Source organism: Citrobacter sp. FDAARGOS_156 (assembly GCF_001559235.2).
Classification (GTDB): Bacteria; Pseudomonadota; Gammaproteobacteria; order Enterobacterales; family Enterobacteriaceae; genus Citrobacter; species Citrobacter youngae.
In genome coordinates, this window is record NZ_CP014030.2 from 3,786,309 (window position 1) to 3,803,643 (window position 17,335).

The 17,335-nt window shown below is 48.2% G+C and carries 14 protein-coding genes and 2 pseudogenes; 10 read left to right on the forward strand and 6 right to left on the reverse strand.

What is annotated here, in order from left to right:
* Nucleotides 1-68: 68 nt before the first annotated feature.
* The 7 genes and pseudogenes from AL515_RS18615 (at nt 69) to AL515_RS18645 (ending at nt 4,218) form a co-directional block, all read left to right on the forward strand.
* A complete protein-coding gene (locus tag AL515_RS18615; protein WP_008815079.1) occupies nt 69-305 on the forward strand; it encodes a DUF905 domain-containing protein in 237 nt (78 codons plus the stop codon).
* A gap of 85 nt (nt 306-390) precedes the next feature.
* Nucleotides 391-849 carry an antirestriction protein gene (locus tag AL515_RS18620; RefSeq protein ID WP_061068402.1) on the forward strand — a complete coding sequence of 153 codons (459 nt, stop codon included), beginning with the start codon at nt 391-393 and terminating at the stop codon, nt 847-849.
* A gap of 8 nt (nt 850-857) precedes the next feature.
* Entirely contained in the window at nt 858-1,340 is a 483-nt protein-coding gene (locus AL515_RS18625) for a JAB domain-containing protein (RefSeq protein ID WP_082759590.1), read from the forward strand.
* Nucleotides 1,341-1,348: 8 nt separating this feature from the next.
* On the forward strand, nt 1,349-1,576 hold the full coding sequence (locus AL515_RS18630; protein WP_061068404.1) for a DUF987 domain-containing protein: 228 nt from the start codon (nt 1,349-1,351) through the stop codon (nt 1,574-1,576).
* Nucleotides 1,573-1,647 (forward strand): annotated as a pseudogene (locus AL515_RS18635) (type IV toxin-antitoxin system YeeU family antitoxin); the annotation flags it as partial. The gene AL515_RS18630 and the pseudogene AL515_RS18635, both read left to right, overlap by 4 nt.
* A 229-nt stretch (nt 1,648-1,876) precedes the next feature.
* Complete coding sequence (locus AL515_RS18640; protein WP_225807917.1) at nt 1,877-3,241, forward strand: DNA cytosine methyltransferase; 1,365 nt, start codon at nt 1,877-1,879, stop codon at nt 3,239-3,241.
* On the forward strand, nt 3,241-4,218 hold the full coding sequence (locus AL515_RS18645) for a DUF4928 family protein (protein ID WP_061068405.1): 978 nt from the start codon (nt 3,241-3,243) through the stop codon (nt 4,216-4,218). The genes AL515_RS18640 and AL515_RS18645 overlap by 1 nt, the downstream gene beginning before the upstream one ends.
* A gap of 304 nt (nt 4,219-4,522) precedes the next feature.
* On the opposite strand, the gene AL515_RS18650 is transcribed toward AL515_RS18645, so the two are convergent.
* Together AL515_RS18650 and pdxR are read right to left on the reverse strand one after the other, a co-directional pair.
* The gene (locus AL515_RS18650; RefSeq protein ID WP_061068406.1) at nt 4,523-5,248 is read right to left on the reverse strand and encodes a GNAT family N-acetyltransferase; all 726 of its coding nucleotides are present in this window, start codon (nt 5,246-5,248) and stop codon (nt 4,523-4,525) included.
* Nucleotides 5,249-5,476: 228 nt separating this feature from the next.
* Nucleotides 5,477-6,946, reverse strand: a pseudogene (pdxR, locus tag AL515_RS18655) (MocR-like pyridoxine biosynthesis transcription factor PdxR).
* Between the two features lie 126 nt (nt 6,947-7,072).
* On the opposite strand from pdxR, the gene AL515_RS18660 reads away from it, so the two are divergent.
* Nucleotides 7,073-7,531 carry a GNAT family N-acetyltransferase gene (locus tag AL515_RS18660; protein WP_048212960.1) on the forward strand — a complete coding sequence of 153 codons (459 nt, stop codon included), beginning with the start codon at nt 7,073-7,075 and terminating at the stop codon, nt 7,529-7,531.
* An 868-nt stretch (nt 7,532-8,399) separates the two neighbouring features.
* Here AL515_RS18660 and AL515_RS18665 read toward each other — a convergent pair.
* The 4 genes from AL515_RS18665 to dpaL all read right to left on the reverse strand — a co-directional run bounded on the left by AL515_RS18665 (nt 8,400) and on the right by dpaL (nt 13,858).
* On the reverse strand, nt 8,400-9,686 hold the full coding sequence (locus AL515_RS18665) for an MFS transporter (protein WP_048212961.1): 1,287 nt from the start codon (nt 9,684-9,686) through the stop codon (nt 8,400-8,402).
* Between the two features lie 78 nt (nt 9,687-9,764).
* The gene (locus tag AL515_RS18670; RefSeq protein ID WP_061068407.1) at nt 9,765-11,357 is read right to left on the reverse strand and encodes an N-acyl-D-amino-acid deacylase family protein; all 1,593 of its coding nucleotides are present in this window, start codon (nt 11,355-11,357) and stop codon (nt 9,765-9,767) included.
* Between the two features lie 68 nt (nt 11,358-11,425).
* Nucleotides 11,426-12,610: a YgeY family selenium metabolism-linked hydrolase gene (locus AL515_RS18675; protein WP_061068408.1), complete on the reverse strand. Its 1,185-nt coding sequence runs from the start codon at nt 12,608-12,610 to the stop codon at nt 11,426-11,428.
* 33 nt (nt 12,611-12,643) lie between these two features.
* Nucleotides 12,644-13,858 (reverse strand): diaminopropionate ammonia-lyase, encoded by a 1,215-nt coding sequence (dpaL, locus tag AL515_RS18680; RefSeq protein WP_048213489.1) that lies wholly within the window; start codon nt 13,856-13,858, stop codon nt 12,644-12,646.
* Nucleotides 13,859-14,238: 380 nt separating this feature from the next.
* On the opposite strand from dpaL, the gene AL515_RS18685 reads away from it, so the two are divergent.
* Together AL515_RS18685 and melR are read left to right on the forward strand one after the other, a co-directional pair.
* Nucleotides 14,239-15,987 (forward strand): sigma-54 interaction domain-containing protein, encoded by a 1,749-nt coding sequence (locus AL515_RS18685; RefSeq protein ID WP_048212964.1) that lies wholly within the window; start codon nt 14,239-14,241, stop codon nt 15,985-15,987.
* A gap of 334 nt (nt 15,988-16,321) precedes the next feature.
* Nucleotides 16,322-17,260 carry a transcriptional regulator MelR gene (melR, locus tag AL515_RS18690; RefSeq protein ID WP_048212965.1) on the forward strand — a complete coding sequence of 313 codons (939 nt, stop codon included), beginning with the start codon at nt 16,322-16,324 and terminating at the stop codon, nt 17,258-17,260.
* The last annotated feature ends 75 nt before the right edge of the window (nt 17,261-17,335 follow it).

The window sequence follows — 17,335 nt, forward strand, 5'->3', positions numbered from 1 at the left end:
CACACCTGCATACTACCATAGCCCCTGACGCATCTGCGTCAGGGGCTGTTGCTTTTAAGGTACACCGAATGTCTGAATCTCATATGCTGCCACCGGGGCCTTTCACCCGACAGCTGGCTGAAGCTGTTATCCGCCGGTATCACAACATCAGCATTGAAGATGACCAGGGTAGCCACTTCCGTCTGGTGGTTCGTGACTCTGAAGGTCGAATGGTCTGGCGGGCGTGGTGCTTTGAACCTGATGCCGGTGAAGAGCTTAACCGTTATATCCGCAAGTCAGGCATCCTCAGAGCATCCTCCTCCTGACCGCACCCATTCATCATCCCTGCATGTCCTTTATTTCCCATACGCCAGCCATCGTCGCTGGCGTTTTTATTGACGGAGAATATCCATGACGACACAAACGCAATGCGAATTGATGCCCGCTAATGAACCTCAATTTGACCTTACTGCAACACCAGTACCTGACGAACAGCGTCTTGATTTCTGGCCGCTGTACTTTGGCACTATCCCTCAGTGGATAACGCTGGAACCCCGTATTTTCGCCTGGATGGACCGCTTCTGTGATGAATACAGCGGTGGTATCTGGTCCTTTTACACGCTCAGTAATGACGGCGCGTTTATGGCCCCTGATGCTGAGGGAGACGATAAATGGCATCTGTTCAACGGCATGAACGGCAATAGTGCGGAAATGAGCGCAGAAGCCGCAGGTATTGCTGTCTGCCTGATCGAATACAGCCATCACGCCTGCCGCACCGAATGCGATGCCATGACGGAGCACTATTACCGCCTGCGGGATTACGCCCTGCAGCACCCTGAATCCACCGCCATTCTGCGCATTATTGATTAAGGATACTCATGATGGAACAGTCACTTATCCCACCAGCTCCGGCACTACCACTAACCGCACAACGCACGGTAAAACGCGCCTTAATGCTGCTTGACCGACACCTGCGCGAAACAGGCGTGGCATTCACCTCCACTCAGGCTGCCCGTGACTGGCTGAAACTGAAAATGGCGGGACTGGAGCGCGAAGAGTTTATGGTGCTGTATCTGAACCAACAGAACCAGTTGATTGCCCACGAAACCCTGTTTGCCGGTTCCATTAGCAGCACCGAGGTACATCCCCGTGAGGTGGTCAAACGCGCCCTGTATTTCAATGCAGCAGCAGTGATTCTGGCGCATAACCACCCCTCCGGCGACACCGCGCCCAGCCAGGCAGATAAGACCATCACGCAGCGTCTGGTGCAGGCGCTTCAGCTCGTTGATATCCGTGTGCCTGACCATCTAATCGTCGGCGGCAAGCAAATCTATTCGTTCGCTGAACACGGTCTGCTTTGAGGTGTGACATGAGAATTATCAGTAAACGCCGGGCGATGACGATATACCGTCAGCATCCGGCCTCCCGCATTTTTCGATACTGCACCGGCAGATACCAGTGGCACGGCAGCGTCTGTCATTATACCGGTCAGGTAGTTCCTGACATTCCTGGCGTGCTGGCGATATACGCCGAACGCCGCCAGGACCGCAACGGGCCCTATGCCTGTCTGATGAGTATCACCCTGAACTATAAATGAGCAACACCACATGGTACCTGCAGCGGGATATCACGCCGCGCCTGGAAGCACATCTGGTGCAGGAGGGGAACCACACCACTCAATCTTGCGAGCCGTCTTCCTGATTCACCTTTCTGAACTTTCCTTCTCTTTAATTTATCGCATACTGCGCCTGCCGGGAGCGGTAGGCGATTTTGTTTTTGCTACGTTAGTCGAAAATTTAGCCATTGGTTCAGGGAATCATTTCAAATTGACAGATTCTCTCAGTTCGATATGCTTTAGGGAAGGAGCCAAAATTTGGCGCCAAAATTAGGATACTTTATGAGCACCTCAACAAACTATCGTACCAGTCTCCGTCTTACAAACGAGCAATACAATGAAATATCTCGTTTATGCCAACTTGATGGCGGAAAGATCAAGATGAGTGCATGGATTACTGAGGCCATTAACGAAAAGATTCAACGTGATATGGAAAACGCGAAAGCTATTCCAGACCAGATGAATCAATCCGGTCCCTCTTTTTACGAGTTTTTTGCCGGAGGTGGCATGGCTCGGGCTGGTTTGGGTGAACATTGGAATTGCCTCTTTGCTAATGATTTTAGCCCAATGAAAGGACATGCTTACAGAAACAACTGGCATGGTGGGTTAGATTTATTAGTTGAAGATATAAATAAGATTACCAGCAAACAACTCCCTGACCAGGCTGACCTTGTATGGGCCTCTTTCCCTTGCCAGGACCTCTCTCTCGCAGGCGGATATAAAGGTATTGGTGGCGAAGATGACCAGACTCAAACCCGTTCAGGAACATTCTGGCCTTTCTGGCGACTCATGCGTAGTCTAATGACAGAAAATCGAGCACCTCGAATAATTGTGCTTGAAAATGTCTATGGTGTCTTGACGTCAAATAAGGGAAAGGATTTCGCCTCAATAGGTACTGTTTTATCTGATGCTGGTTATCGCTTTGGGGCGATGATGATTGATGCTGTCCATTTCGTCCCCCAGTCACGCCCTCGAGTTTTCATTGTGGCCGTTCATCCGACAGTAGAATTATCACAACAACTCGTATCTCAAACGCCAGTAACTCCATGGCATCCAGAACGGATGGTTACGGCTTTCAACGGACTATCAGCGAAAGCTCAGGAATTATGGTTATGGTGGAATTTACCCCTACCAGATAAGCGGTTAATCACATTTACTGACATAATCGATGAAGAGCCTGTAGGGGTAAAATGGGATTCTCCTGAGAAAACCAAGCTTTTACTGTCAATGATGACTGAAGCAAATCTCAGTAAAGTTAAAGCTGCTATGAAGTCAGGACAGCGCATAGTTGGCGGTCTTTATAAGCGCACCCGCAAAGATGATAACGGTGTAAAAGCGCAACGAGCAGAAGTCCGATTCGATGGTATTGCCGGATGTTTACGTACACCTGCGGGCGGTTCTAGCCGCCAGAGCATCTTGATCGTAGAGGGGGATCAGGTTCGCTCACGTCTCCTCTCCCCGAGAGAGGCGGCTCGCTTGATGGGGTTGCCTGATACCTACAAGCTCCCGGATAACTATAACGATGCTTATCATATTGCTGGAGATGGCGTTGTTGTGCCTGTTGTTAGCCATCTTTCTAGATTCATCTTTGAACCTATCCTTTCAGAGTCGTACAATGCTGTATTGACTCAGAAAAAGGTTGCGTAATGAATTCAACATCTGCAATTGACTCAGCACTGGAAGCATTTTCTGTAAGTAACTCGGTAAATGGGAATAAGGGACCAATTGCAGCTCTGTTGGTTATTAACCGACATGCACTTGAGAAGCAAAAGGCCGGAACCCTAGAATGGCCTTTAAATAGTGATGACTGGAAGACTGGCAAACAAGGCCAGGTAAAAGGGTTAGGGGGTCCAGCAACGCAAAAAGTGTTGGCTGATCATGGAATTGAAAGAATATTAGCCAGCGAAGGTGGTCGCACTAGTCGTGGTAGTATGCAACTCATGCTGGGATACATTGAGTTGTTAAATAATTATCACCAAATCAACGGTTCTATAGATCTATTTCGGTGTGAATGCTTCTGGATTAATAAGGCCAAAGAGTATTTTGAAAGACGCCCATTTGTTTTAAGCATCGATCCCCAATGGGGAGTTCGTCGAGCTATTCGCCATTTGCTGACTCAAGCGCAAAATAGACAAAATGAAGGTGCTGGTACCAGATTTGTAGGTACACTGATGCAGCATATGGTTGGAGCCAAATTGGATGTACTCCTTGGAGAAGGGAAAGTTACCCATCATCATTCGAATCAGAACGATTCAGGCTCCAGTCGCAGTGGTGATTTTGACTATGAAGACATGGTGTTACATGTTACCAACCTACCAACAGAAGCATTGTTGAGCAAGTGTATCGCAAATCTGGAAGGGGGTTATAAGCCACTCGTAATTACGTCGTCTAAGGGCGCATTTGTATTAGAAACATTACTCGAGAATTTTTGTAATGGCGTATACGATGGTCGTGTAGATATCCTGGAGTTTGAACAGTTTATAGCATCAAATGTCATTGAACTTGGAAGGTTTAATGCCGCTGGTCGTAAAGCCTCACTCAGTAAAATTATTGAGGCTTACAACCGTATCATTGAAACAGTTGAATATGATCTCAGCATGAAGATCGAGTTAGGAGAAAAGTAGTCATCTATCCTAACTGAACCTTAACACTCGGAGCCAATTTTCATATGGCTCCGCTCCCCCCAGAAACATGATAATTTCTTTTAGGCCCCTTTATAGGCCCCTTCGCAAAGTTGAATTGAGGAGAAGACAATAAAAAACAAAGAATTACACAACCAATTCAGACTCCGCCAGCCCAAAATCCTTCGAAGATGATTCCAGAGTCATCCGATGAAGTCCTAAGAGCCCGCACGGCGCAAGCCCTGCGGGCTTTTTTGTGCCCGTTACAGACCGAGAACATCCAGCCAAATCCAGAGAAAATTGGCACCTATGCCGTCGTGCTTTCATTGTTTATCAACGTTGCCAGGCGCTTAATCTGTTGTCCTTTGCTATCAAAATTACCCTCATCAAGCCACAGAGTGAACGCTTCGCGTAGCGCCGGGTATTCACTATCAATGATCGAATACCACGCGGTGTCCCGATTACGCTGGTGCACAACAACGGCCTGCCGGAATATGCCTTCAAAGGTAAAACCAAAGCGTGCTGCTGCCGCACGAGAAGGCGCATTAAGCGCATCGCATTTCCATTCAACGCGGCGATACCCCAGCCCCTCAAAAACATAGTCTAACAGCAGCGACATGACCTCCGTTGAAACCCGCGAACGTTTCATGCGTGATGAATAGGTCACCCAACCCACTTCTATTACGCCATTCGTTGCATCAATGCGCATAAGTGCCAGCGTGCCGACAGCCTGCATGCTGGCCAAATCGATTACGGCAAAATGCATGGGGTCGGTCTGCGCCGCAATCTTCGTTAAATAGCTTAAGAAAGAATCAAAGGTCGTGAATGGCCCTGTCGCGAGATAGGTCCAGTCGCGAGAGTCAGGCGTATCGCAATAGGCGTCATAAAGCGTCTTTGCGTGGCGTTCGACGTTAATACGCTCAAGTTTGCAATAACGACCGGTGATGTGCTGAGCCGTAGGAAATCGCGCACCTTGCCAGTCAGGTAACGCTAAACCAACGGGTTGCTGGAATTCATTAAACGTGGATGACATGCTATTTACCTCTCATAATAGAGTGTCAAATGACTGCAGAGTAAGAGACAACTGACAGGGTAAAAAGAACCACAATGGATGTTTTTAACAGATCCACATGACGATGCTATACCGAACATCAGCACCGTATTGCTTATCCGCAATTAAAAAATGCCGGTCATGCCACTGTTGTGGAAATAAGAAATACTGACATTATTACGTGCCATCGCTATCAGCATCAAAGCGACGCTACATGGCATGGGCAAGACGACGAATTCCCTCAACAATAACCTCTGGCGGGTGATTCGCAAAACCGATCATAATCCCCTGCCGGGAGATATCACCATGATAATAATGACTCAATGATTGAATCCCCATCCCCAGCATTCTGGCTTTCAGTTCGACCTCATCTCCGGTCAACCCGGCATGCAACCAGCAGACAATATGCCCCCCAGAATCAGAATGCTGGACGGTCATTTTATCGGCAAGATAGCATTGAATAGCATTGACCAACGCCGTTCGCCTCTCGTAGCATGCCTTACGAACCCGTCGTACATGGCTGGCGTAATGTCCTTCTTCAATAAAACTCGCCAGTACCGCCTGCTCAAGATAACTGGAGCCAATATCGGAAAAATATTTTGTCACGATAAACTGTTCTTTTAATCCTGGCGGAACAACTAAAAAACCTAAACGAAATTCTGGGTACATCATTTTTGAAAATGTCCCTGAATATATTACCCGCTGATGCTGATCTAACCCCTGCAAGGCTTGCAAAGAGCGTGCGGCATAACGAAACTCACTATTGTAATCATCTTCAAATATCCATGCCCGGTTAACCCGAGCCTATTCCAGTAGCTCAAGTCGTCGGGATAAACTGAGTGTCCCGCTAAGCGGGTACTGATCGGAAGGAACAACATAGGCCAGTTTCGCATGAGAGAAATGATCAATGCCGTATTGAACATTCATTCCTTCGTTATCCACCGGCACAGGTCTCACAATTGCCCCTGTTGACATAAATACCCCGCGCGCACCTTTATAACCAGGGTCGTCCAGCCAAACGTCATTTCCTTTTGTAAGCAACGCCCGGGCAGTAATATTTAACGCCTGCTGAATACCGTTTACGATAATTATCTGATCTTCACTACAGTTAACCCCTCGCGTTGTTTTCACGTAGTGACAAATTGCTTTCCGTAAGGGATAAAAACCGCAGGGGCTGGTATGAGAGCCGAGTTGATGCCGGGATTGTCTCCAGACTCGTCCCAGTAACTTGCCCCATAATGAATGAGGAAAGAGATCGGTACAGCCCACACCGACGGCAAACAGACGGTTCATTTCACGCCCTTCAACATCGCCAGACCATAAACCACGAACGGATACGATATCCGCATTTAGCTGCCCATCAACAGGCAGTTCATCCCCTTGCTGTAATTCAGGATAGAGACCGCTGATGCTGCGGTCAGGAAGACTTGGCGTGACAAAGGTTCCAGCGCCTTTGCGCGTCTGAATATACCCTTCGTCTAACAGCCGGTCATAACCCGCAATTACCGAGTTCCGTGAAATTGACATCATCTCGGACAGTCCCCGGGTTGAGGGTATCTTTGTCCCTGGCGGCAAACGGCCTTCTACGATTGCGTTGCGTAGCGCATGGTACACCTGTTCCTTAATAACGCCTTGCTCTAAAAAAAGCTCCTGAAATAAAGGTGCACTATTTTTTTTCATTGCACTCACTCTTACGTTAAAAGTGGATCCTGGAAATATTTGCAAAGTGTCTCTTTGCGGTGGCTTACGCAATATTTAGGATAACCGCCATAGAAAACCACTCTGACTAAAATTATCAGGAGACCTATGAGTAACCAAAACACAACTGCGCCGATTACTATCGAACCCGTCACCCAGCAAGACTACGCGGGCTGGCTACCGCTTTGGATAAATTACCAGATTTTTTACCGTACTGAAATTTCAGACAAGGTCACACAATTAACCTGGGGGCGTTTTCTCAATCCTGTGGAGCCTGTTTTCTGCGCTGTCGCAAAATCTGACGGTAAAATTGTCGGTCTGGTACATTATCTCTTTCACCGCTCAACCTGGGCGGAGTCTGATTATTGCTATCTGGAGGACTTATTTGTTAGTGAAGAAACCCGGGGCAAACACATCGGCAAGCAGCTTATCGAGTATGTTCAAAAACACGCCCGCAAGCGCCATGCGGCAAGATTATACTGGCACACACATGAAACAAACCTCCGCGGTCAGCGCCTTTATGACTGGGTTGCCAGCAAGAGTGGGATGATCGAGTACCGTATGTAAAATAAATAATACCCATTTAATCGGGTAGTTCTATGTAAACATCCCCCCGTACTGTACCTTCATTTTTCAACACATCGTCTGCGGCTCTGTTTCGCAAAGCCGCAGAATCCGAAATCATCAGATTTCTGAGACCAAATACCCGCTACGCTAAAAAGTGACATATTCATATATTTTAAACTTCCCATCAATAAAAAAACATTAATTCTCAACACGTTGCATATATCTTACTGCTCATGAGTTTTATTTTCACATAAAATGTCCCTACACTTGTTTTGCATCTCTATATTGCCGGAGCGGCCTCTAAACAAGCCGCCGGGTTGCATCGGTGCGGCATGAGATAATATATCAGTAAATATATTTTCTCATACTTTTGGGTGATATCAATTTGGCTAACTGGCGATCTGGAGATGTTTGAGGAGCTGGGTAGTGAAATAATAGTGTAACCAAGCGGGATGTTTTCCCAACATTAACGCGTTGCTTTCACACATAAAGGAGAAAAACAGGGTGCCGGAATAGCAACTTACGCAGCCCTGGCTTTGTCATAGTCTCCTGTTTTATTATTAATAATTAACCCTGAAAATATCTAGTGACAATGCAATTGTTCTAAATGTAGTTCATCCACCAAAGAGATATATAAAATAGCCAGAGTTTTAAATCACCTTGACGCCTATACAAATTGTTACCCTAATAACAATGTTATACGCACCTATCCCGCCCCGGGAGAAATAAACAGTAAGACATCTTATTTTTGCAGTTTAAAAAAACTACTATTGTTTTTCTTAGAGAGAGCGATTAAAGGTTTAATTTAACAGCATAACTGTAAATCCTGTGGCTCTGGAACAGCAGAGCCACAGGCGTTTGACACTAATCAGGCTTTACTGGGTATTGCACCTACAGCATGCGAACCTTTTACGGTCAACGTCACCACAGCGGAACATAACAGGGCGGCGATCATAAAGATAAATGCACTGTTGTAACTTCCGCCGCTGCTTTGGATAAGCCAGCCAATAATCGGCGCAGAAACCACCCCCGCCATCTGACCGCCAAAGTTAACAATACCGGAAGCCCGCCCCATGATATTGCTGGGGATGGTATCCATTAAAATGCCCCAAAATGTCGCCATGGCAAAAAACATAAACAGCGCAGAGATACACTGATAAACCACCGCCATATCCGCGCTGCTGACGCTGAAGGTCAGATACAGGAAGCCCGCCGCAATAACCGACGTCACGACATACAACGTCTTGCGCATCGGTTTGAATTTATCTGAGCAATATCCGCCGATTAATGTCCCACCCGCGCCAAACAGGAACGGAATTGCCGCCATCACTCCCGTCTTCGCCAGTGAAAATTCACGCACGGTAATCAGGTAGCTTGGCAACCAGGTTGAAAACCCCCAGAAGGTGATATCAAACAAGAACCAGATACTGGCCATCTGCCAGAGCACCGGCATCTTGAGCACGTCTTTAAACGCGATAGCGCTCGTATTTTGCAGGCCGCCCTGATCGTCAGCGGCTAAATCGGCCAGATCCTGTTGCGTAATCGCAGGGTGATCTTTCGGGTTGTCACGTGTGAATAAGTAGATACCCGCAGCAATAAACAGGCCCGGGATCCCCAGCACAATAAAGACCATGTGCCAGCCAAACGCCCCGATAATACTTGCAGCGACCACCACCGCCAGTGCGGGGCCTAAGGTATTTACCGTTGACTGAATTGCTGTAGCTCGACCGCGTTCTTTCGAAGGGAAATAGGTGGAAATCATTTTCCAGGAAGCTGATGGGAAGCACCCTTCGCCAATACCGAAGAAGAAGCGAACAGCCAGCATCAACGGCAGCGTTAATACCGCACCGGTTAAGCTGGTGAAAACTGACCACCAGGCAATACCAATAGCCATAATTTTACGTGAGCCAAACTTATCCGCCAGTAAACCACCGGGGATTTGGAACGCGGCATAACCAATGAAAAAGGCGCTAATAATTAAACCTTGTTGAGTTGTATCAAGATTTAAATCTTTGCCGATATAAGGCAACGAAACGCTCATGACCATTCTGTCGAGGAACGAGAGTAGCCATGCCAGCCAGATTAATGTCAGGACGGTATATCTTGCTTTCCAGGTCTTAGGTTTACCTGAAGGTAAAGATGTTTGTAGGTTCATTGTGATGTCCTTGGGGTGTAGTGATCTACCGCGGCCATAAATGGTCGCGATAGATCCATGCGTGTTTAGCGTTATTTATTAATATTGTTTTCTGATAACAGTACCGCTACAGGCATAACTTTCCGTGCCATTAATTAAGGCTATGCGTCCATTAACCATCACGATTTCAATCCCTTCCGGATACTGATTAGGTTCAACAAATGTCCCCTTATCCGCAATAGTCTTGGGATCGAACATCACAATATCCGCCGCATACCCTACCTTCAGCAGTCCGCGATCCTGCAGACCCAACACCTCAGCGGGTTTGCCTGTCATCTTGCGGATTGCCGCTTCCCAGCTCAGGCATCCTTCTTCACGCACGTATTTACCCAGCACGCGCGGGAAGGCGCCAAACACACGTGGGTGTGGTTTACCCGCGCCCATCAGTCCGTCAGTGCACACGTTCTGTTCCGGCCGGCAGAGAAACTTAATGACGTGCTCTTCAGTGCCGTAAAAATCGACCATGCCAACGGCGTTTTCTTCTTCAAACAACAGATCGAAGGTGGCGTTGTACGGATCTTTACCGCGCAATTCCCCCAGTTGAACAAGGTTCAGACCAACAGCATCCTGATTTTTCTCTGTCTTGACGCTGGTGACAAAAATCTGATCCAGGCCTGCAAAATCAATGAAGTTATCCCAACCAGGAATGCCCTGCTGGATATCCTCTATCATTTTGGCGCGCAATTCAGGCGAGGCCAGACGCTCAAGTAATTTGTCCGTCCCGCCAGAGTGGACCCACGGAGGCAGGATCACGCCGAGCATGGTGCTGCCCGCCACATACGGATACTGGTCGTAAGAGATACGGATCCCCTCTTCCTGGGCCTGCTCCAGCATGCCCAACATCTGGTCAATCAGCCCCCAGTTTTTCTTCCCACAGACCTTCATATGTGAAATATGCAACCAGACGCCGGTGGCTTTAGCGATATCGATCAGTTCCTGCGTTGAACTGATGATATCGTCAGCCTCACTGCGCTGGTGTACCACAAAGATCCCGTCATATTTCGCCGTGACCTTGCACAACTCAATCATTTCAGCGGTATCACCAAAAGCACACGGCATATAGATAAGCCCAGTTGAAAGACCAAACGCGCCGGCTTTTAGCTCACGTTCAAGGACTTCACACATCTTCGCCACATCTTCACGCGTGGAAGGGCGTCCATCCAGGCCCATCGCTTCCATGCGTACGTTACCGTGTGGCACCAGATATGCCAGGTTTGTCGCCGGATGTCGGGATGCCAACAGGTTGAGATAACCGTCCGTGTTTTTATATTTCCAGTCAATTTTGTCGGTGTCGCCGTCCAGTCCAGCAATATTTTTACGCCATGCCGGAATATATTCCTCCGGCAATGGTGCCAGCGCTACGCCATCCTGCCCCAGCAACTCGGTAGTAATCCCCTGGCGGATTTTCGCTGACAGCGCAGGATTAATAATGGCTGACAGATCAGAGTGTGTGTGAGTATCAATAAAGCCCGGGCAAATAATTTTCCCTGTTGCATCAATAACCTGTTCATTGACGCCAACATCAATTTGACCAATTTCGACAATATGCCCTTCATCAACCATTACATCGGCAATTCGGCCTGGATTACCCGTTCCATCAATCACATTTCCGTTTTTAAAAATGGTTTTCATCGTTATTCTCCATTGCGGTGCCGCGTAGCAGCACCACCTGTAAGGTAAGAGGTATTTATCTTTATTTTTTAACGGCGATAGAGTGTCTGGATGATGCTGTAATAGCCGCGGGCCGATCCGGTCAACTGATCAATCTCGATATACTCGTCGATGGTATGCGCCAGGTTTTCACGCGACGGCCCAAACCCGATGGTTTTGATCCCCGCTTCCCCCGCGTAGTGGCTGCCGTTGGTACAAAATGAGTACTGCGTAATGGTTGGATTAAAGCCAGCCTCGCGAACACCCGCCAACGCTGCCTGCACGAACTCGTCAGACTCGTCATAAACCCAGCCAGGGAAGAAACGCTCACCCTCAATGGTGGCTCCGGTATAGCAAGACTCCTTGCCAACCGCGTAAGAGACGCGGGCTTTGAACTGCGGGTCCTGGGCGGTTAGCTCCGCAAGTGCATTTTCCAGTGGCGCAATAACACTTTCTTTGGTTTCGCCCACCAGCAAGCGGCGATCGTAAGTGGCGCGGCAGTAATCCGGCACCACTGATGCGCCAGGATACGGCGACGATTTAATGTCTGTCAGTTCCAGGATACCGGGGCCAAGAACCGGGTGGGTTGGCGGAGTGATGGTGCGAATTTTGTCGATCAACTGAGCCATTTTGTACACCGCGTTAATTCCTGCCTGCGGGTTGGCGGAGTGGGCAGGTTTACCAAAGGTTTCAACCACAATTTCAGCACGACCACGCTGGCCGATTTTCAGATTCAGTTCAGAAGCTTCGCCAATAATGACGTAATCAGGCTGATAGCGCTCACTGACCAGACGAGCGGCAATGCCTTCAAAACACTCTTCATGAACGATACAGGCGACGTAAATTTTCCCGGCGAAATTACGCTGAGTATCCTGGCCGAAAAAACCTACGGCAGAGATCATCGCAGCAACAGCACCTTTCATATCGGTGGTGCCACGGCCATAAATTTTGCCATCGTCAATATCACCGCCGTACGGGTTGCGGGTCCACTTCTCTTCGTTCACCGGCACAGTATCAATATGACCATCCAGAACCAGCGTTTTCCCCTGCTGATTTCCCACAATACCGCCAACGATATTGCCGTATTTATCAACATGGATGTCGTCGAACTGGTAATGCTGCATCATTATTTTTATGGCATTTACCACGTCCCCTTCCTGACCTGAATAACTTTTTTGCTGGATCAGCGCCTGGCAATTTTTAATGACTTCTTCAATACGGGTTGCAGATAACATGGGGTTTCTCCGTTAATACTCTCAATCAGGAAATTATTTATTGATGCGCGGGTACTGACCGCCCCAGACAATATCCAAATATTGTTGCGGGTCGGTATCACCTTCAGTACTTATCAGCAACACGCGGGAATGCTCATCCAGACCCAGTTGCTCACGGGTTTGGGCCAAATCCGGGGAGGTCATCAACAGCGCCAGAAGACCTGTCGTGACGGCCCCAGACTCACCTGAAATAATTTGTGGGTCGCCCGCCAGCGGGTTGCCCAACATACGCATGCCCAGCGCCGCGACTTCATCAGGGCAGGAAGCAAATGCGGTGGCATAATCACGCAGTAACTTCCAGCCAATGCTGTTTGCCTCACCACAGGCCAGACCCGCCATCACGGTCTGTAAATCGCCGCCTACCGCAACAGCATCCCCCTCTTTTGCACGGGCTGAACGGTAGAGACAGTCGGCAATTAACGCTTCGGCGACGATCACTTTCGGACGATTTTCGCCCCATGCGGCCGTCACCATACCCTGCACCATTCCCGCAAATGAACCCACACCGGCCTGAACGAAAACATGCGTCGGGGCGACCTGATGGAGTTGATCAATCGCTTCCAGCATCAGCGTGCCGTAGCCCTGCATAATCCACTGCGGGATCTTTTCGTACCCTTCCCAGGCCGTGTCCTGCACAACGATCCAGCCATACTTTTGCGCCTGATCTGCGGTCATACGCACGGCATCGTCATAGTTCATATCCACGATTTCAGCGGTAGCGCCTTCATTGCGGATAGATGCCAGCCGCTGCTGTGAAGATCCTTTCGGCATGTAAACCACCGCATTTTGCTTTAGCTGGCGCGCCATCCACGCCACTCCGCGCCCGTGGTTACCATCGGTGGTGGTGGCAAACGTCACGGTCTTCAGGTCATGGCGTACTGCTTCACTGGTCATGACATCAAACGGCAATTCACTGATATCCTTCCCCACTAATTCCGCGATATGGCATGCCATCGCGTAGGCGCCACCCAGCGCTTTGAACGCTTTCAGGCCAAAACGTTGAGACTCATCTTTGAGGTAAATATTTTTTACGCCCAGTTTTTGTGAAAGTGCCGGCAACGTATACAGCGGTGTTGGAGCGTATCCCGGAATAGACCGATGAAAATTCAACGCTTTTACCAGTTCCTGGCGACTAAAGGGGGCCAGCGGTGCGTTAGGGTGCTCGGTAAACGGCGTCTGGTTGATAAAAAATGATAAGTTTTGCTGCATCATAAAACCTCATTATCCTGGTAATTCATTCCCTGTAATCGGTGTAATACAGAGTTATTTACGCTATCGGTAATCCATAAAAGCAAAATGCTTACCAGTTTTTTAGAAAATGAGGGAAAAACTAGAAATAATTTAATAAATTCTTTTATTTCAATACATTAATCAATTTTTAATGATAGCAAGGTAAAAACAGCCGTCGTTAGTTTATCGCCTGGTTTTGATAAATTCTCATAAATGATAAATAGTGTGATCACGAAGGATAAAATTAAAAAAACATCCAAAAACAATACGCTAGATTGATTTTTCGCAAATCAATTTTGCAATGGTTCGCCTATTTATCATTTTCCTTGAGAAATGAGACACCTTACCGGAGAAGTATCATGATTTCAGTACTGAGCAATATCCAGGATGATATATGCAATTATGCCGACGCTATTTCCGGCATTACCGGGACTGATGTAGAAATCATTGATGAATCTTTAATGCGCATTGCTGGCACCGGTAAATACCGACATATGCTCAATGAGAACGTGGCAAAAAATGGTTATATCTATCGGCATGTTTTGCAGGTCCGTGAGACGGTTTTGATCAAAAACCCCGGTGAACATCCTCTATGTCAACTGTGTGAAAAACACCATTACTGCTCTGAAATGCTGGATTTGAACGCCCCTATTTTTCTCAATAACCGCGTCATTGGGGTGATCGGCATTATTTGCTCAACGCAAACACAGCGTGACACTTTGCTTAGCCAGATCGATAAATTTGTCACGTTTATAGAGCAAATTGCCGTCATGATCTCCAGTAAGGTCTTTGAATGCCTGGAACGCTTACGCGCGCAGGAGACGCTCGGTGCCTTTCGCCGTCTGATTGATGCAATGGATCGCGGCGTTGTGGCCATCGATGGCAAGGGCCGCATCTGGCATGCCAACCATTCAGCAGATCGCATACTTAACCGTGAAGTTCAGGGATTACCTCTGACCATTGAAACGACCGGAGACAGTTTGTATGGCGATGAGGAAGCATGGCTGACACTTGAAGGGCAAAAACACCATGTGCTGTGTAAACAAATCTCGCTCTCGTCACTGGATAACGACCGATTAACTATGGTTATCTTTCGCGATGCGCACGACTATCTGAGCACGATTGCTCCCTCGCCCTATGAGTCTGACACACAGGTGCGTCTTATTGGCCATTCCCCCTCAATGGAACAACTCAGAAGTACCATTAGCAAAATCGCCAACAGCTATGCCAGTGTACTGATCACCGGGGAAAGTGGTTCAGGTAAAGAAGTTGTGGCATTTGCTATTCATCAGAGCAGCCCGCGTAAAGCCGCCCCTTTCGTGACCATCAACTGCGCCGCTATCCCTGAACAACTCCTGGAAAGCGAACTGTTTGGCTACGTACGCGGCGCATTCAGCGGTGCCGATCCCAAAGGCCGTGTGGGGAAATTTGAGCTGGCCAATGGGGGTAGCCTGTTCCTCGACGAGATTGGCGATATGCCACTGCATTTGCAGGCCAAGCTGCTCAGGGTACTGCAGGAAAAAGCCATCACCCGTGTGGGGTCTAACAACACCATCAATATTGACGTGCGGATTATTGCCGCAACCAACAAAAACATCAGCGCGATGGTCGAGAATAATCAGTTTCGTGAAGATCTTTTCTATCGCCTGAACGTGGTCCCTCTGGTACTTCCTTCCCTGCGTGAACGCCGGGCGGATATCGCCGTCCTGGCACAATATTTTGCCGATGAATTCTCGCTAAGCTACCAGCGACCGCCGCAAAAACTTCCCGATGATGTTATTAACCGCCTTTATGCCTGGCACTGGCCGGGCAACATCCGTGAACTGCGCAACGTCATCGAGTACATTTTTGTCATGCGCGGAGAAGCCGCCGGGATCAACGCCAGCCATCTGCCCCCTTACCTGCTTACCGCAGCCGATGGCAGAAAAAGCACAATGATGGCGCAACCTCGCCAGCTTGCCCACCAGGGCAAACAAGCAGAGAGAGATGCCATTGAAAACGTCATACAGCGATTTGGTTCAAGCGTTGAGGGTAAGAAACAAGCCGCGACAGAACTGGGGATCAGCATTGCGACGCTGTACCGAAAAATAAAACTCTATGGCTTATGAGCCTCGCCTTCTCAACGACAAAATCTGCATTATCCAATACTGCCGATCATCAATGCTCGCTTATCGGCCTACGGTTTACAGGCTTTAGTAGGCCGGATAGGGCGTCAGAGCCGCCATCCCGCAGATACAGCAAAGTCCCTTATGGTTGAGCGCTTTTAAAATTAAAACTCGCCATTCCCGCTATCTCAGATCGGCAATCAACAGGCACAGGATCTGAGTTTTTGGGAATAATTTCGCGAAAATGGAGAGAAAACGGTGATTTTTTTCGGTTAAGCTATGTGCATGCTTTGGCGCTACCACAAGGTCAAATTCACTCTTCAGGAACCAACCCGTAATGGCTAAAAGTATTCCGCAGCTGCCGCATGATCCCCATATGTGTCGCAGCTATGAAAAAAAGACTCGTAGCCCACTGGCACTCTATTCAGAGTATCAGCGTATGGATGTCGAGTTGCGGGAGCCGCTGGCCATGACTTACAGTCACTGGCATGGCCAGGTTGAAGTGAATGTGCCATTTGATGGTGATGTTGAGTACCTGTTCAATGACGAAGTGGTACAGAGCAAACAAGGCTTTATCACACTGTTCTGGGCGTGTACTCCCCATCAGCTCACGAATGCCGGGCACTGTAAGCAAATGGCTATCTTCAACTTGCCCATGCATTTATTTTTGTCCTGGCCGCTGGATAGAGAGCTGATTAATCACGTAACGCACGGCAGGGTGATTACCTCATCGGCATCCCAGCAGCTTAGCGTTTTTGAGGTTCAACGTTGGCAAAATGAACTCAACAGCGATAACGAACAGATTCGTCAGTTAGCCATTGATGAAATCGCCCTGATGCTCAAGCGGTTTAGCCTCTCAGGCTGGCGGACAGTATTGGGAAACCAAACTGCACGAACCCAGAAGAATAGCATTTCGCGGCATTCACAATTTTACGTCAGCCAGATGCTGGAATTTATTGCCGCCAACTGTGACAAATTGCTGACCGTCGAGGCCATTGCCGATCACGTCAAACTTAATCCTAATTATGCGATGGGTATCTTTCATCGCGTAATGCAACTGACGATGAAACAATATATTACGGCGATGCGCATCAACCATGTACGGGCATTACTCAGCGACACCGATAAAACCATTCTGGATATCGCGATGATTGCGGGTTTTCGCTCCAGCAGTCGATTTTATAGCTCATTTCATAAATACGTCGGTATGCCACCTCAGCAGTATCGCAAGCTCAGCCAGCAACGCCGAAATCATCCACCTTATGCGGAGGGATAATTGACTATCAAATCTATCTCTTATTTTACTGCTGAAATATGAACATCATAACAGCAGGCCAGAAAAGAACGCCTG